The sequence below is a fragment of the Streptomyces sp. C genome, from assembly GCF_000158895.1.
Lineage (GTDB): Bacteria > Actinomycetota > Actinomycetes > Streptomycetales > Streptomycetaceae > Streptomyces > Streptomyces racemochromogenes.
In genome coordinates this window covers 3,169,612-3,171,632 of the sequence record NZ_GG657750.1, presented here as the reverse complement: position 1 = coordinate 3,171,632, position 2,021 = coordinate 3,169,612, and the positions used below count along the sequence as shown (strand labels likewise).

General features: G+C 74.8%; 2 protein-coding genes. Both read left to right on the top strand.

Annotated features, from left to right (window positions below; all coding sequences use genetic code 11):
• The coding region (gene hutI, locus SSNG_RS14055) for an imidazolonepropionase (protein WP_007264497.1) at positions 1-1,163 on the top strand (1,163 nt) is incomplete at its 5' end.
• Positions 1,164-1,325: 162 nt separating this feature from the next.
• The coding region (locus tag SSNG_RS14050) for an LPXTG cell wall anchor domain-containing protein (RefSeq protein WP_007264496.1) at positions 1,326-2,021 on the top strand (696 nt) is incomplete at its 3' end.

Here is a 2,021-nt window from a genome sequence, read left to right as displayed (position 1 = left end):
TCACCAACATCGGCAGCCTCGTCACCAACGACCCCGCCCAGGGCGACGGCACCCCCCTCGGCCTGATCGAGGACGCCGCCCTCGTCATCGACGGCGACACCGTCGCCTGGACCGGCCCCGCCGCCTCGGCCCCCGCCGCCGACGCGTCCTTCGACGCGCAGGGCCGCGCCGTCATCCCCGGCTTCGTCGACTCGCACAGCCACCTCGTCTTCGCCGGCGACCGCACCGCCGAGTTCAACGCCCGGATGTCCGGCCGCAGCTACTCCGCCGGCGGCATCCGCACCACCGTCGCCGCCACCCGCGCCGCCACCGACGCGGAGCTGGAGGCGAACCTGCTGCGCCACCTCGACGAGGCCCGCCGCCAGGGCACCACCACCTTCGAGACCAAGTCCGGCTACGGCCTCACCGTCGCCGACGAGGCCCGCGCCCTGCGGATCGCCTCCGCGCACACCGAGGAGGTCACCTACCTCGGCGCGCACATCGTCTCCCCGGACTACGCCGACGACCCGGCCGGCTACGTCGGCCTCGTCACCGGCGAGATGCTCGCGGCCTGCGCCCCGTACGCCCGCTGGGTGGACGTCTTCTGCGAGAAGGGCGCCTTCGACGGCGACCAGGCCCGGGCGATCCTGACCGCCGGCGCCGCCGCCGGGCTGATCCCGCGCGTGCACGCCAACCAGCTCTCGTACGGGCCCGGCGTGCAGCTGGCCGTCGAGCTGGAGGCGGCCTCCGCCGACCACTGCACCCACCTCACCGACGCCGACGTGGACGCCCTCGCCCAGGCCGCCGGGACCACCGTCGCGACGCTGCTCCCCGGCGCCGAGTTCTCCACCCGCGCCCAGTGGCCCGACGCCCGCCGGCTGCTCGACGCGGGCGCCACGGTCGCCCTGTCCACCGACTGCAACCCCGGGTCCTCGTACACGAGCTCCATGCCGTTCTGCATCGCGCTCGCCGTCCGGGACATGGGCATGACCCCCGACGAGGCCCTGTGGGCCGCCACCGCCGGCGGGGCCCGCGCGCTGCGCCGGACCGACATCGGCCGGCTGGCGCCCGGCGCCCGCGCGGACCTGGCGCTGCTCGACGCCCCGAGCCACGTCCACCTCGCCTACCGCCCGGGCGTGCCGCTGGTCTCCGCCGTCTGGCAGCGGGGGGTCCGCGCCGCCTGACCGGCGGCCCGACCGGCGGCCTGACCGGCGGCCGGAATGCCGGCCGCCGAGCCGTCCGAAGTGCCGTCCGCCCTTTGTCTTCCCTCCGTGAGGTCCCGGGCGTACCTTGTGCCACCAATCTGATGTGTCGTCAGTAACTTGTGGCCCGAGGGGAAGACGAAGGTGTCCGACCGGAAACGCTCCACCGCACTCGCGCCGGCACTCGCGCTCGCGCTCGCCGGGTCCGCGGTCCTGCTCGCCGCCCCCGCGGCCCACGCCGACGTGGTCGACGTCGAGTACAAGTGCCAGACCCCGATCGGGGACAAGTCGGCGGTCTCGCCCATCGACATCAAGGCCGTCAAGGAGGGCGACGGCTACAAGCTGACGATGTCCTTCCAGAAGGGCGTCTCCTCCAGCCCCATCGAGCTCGGCAAGGGCGCGATGAACCCCAGCGCCGTGATCGTGACCGACGGCGCCGAGAAGGTCTCCGTACCGGTCTCCGGCCCGCCCAACCCCGAAGCCGCGCCCGCCAACACCCCCATCAAGATCACCGACCTGTCGGGCACCTACACCCCGAAGAAGAGCGGCAAGGTCACCTTCACGGCGGGCGTCCTCACCATCAAGGCCATGGGGACCACCACCACCTGCACCCCGGGCAACAGCCCCAAGCCCTCCCTGGAGATGGACGTCACCGCCGCCGGCGGCGGAGCCCCCCAGACCGGTGGCGACGGCGGGGGCGGCGGGGACACCCTCCCGCAGACGGGCCCCGCCGACTCCGCCCTCGCCCTCGGCACCCTCGGCGCCACCGTCCTCCTCTCCGGCGCCGCCGGGGTGCTCTGGCTGACCCGGCGCGGCCGGCAGCCCCAGCGCACCCGGCCC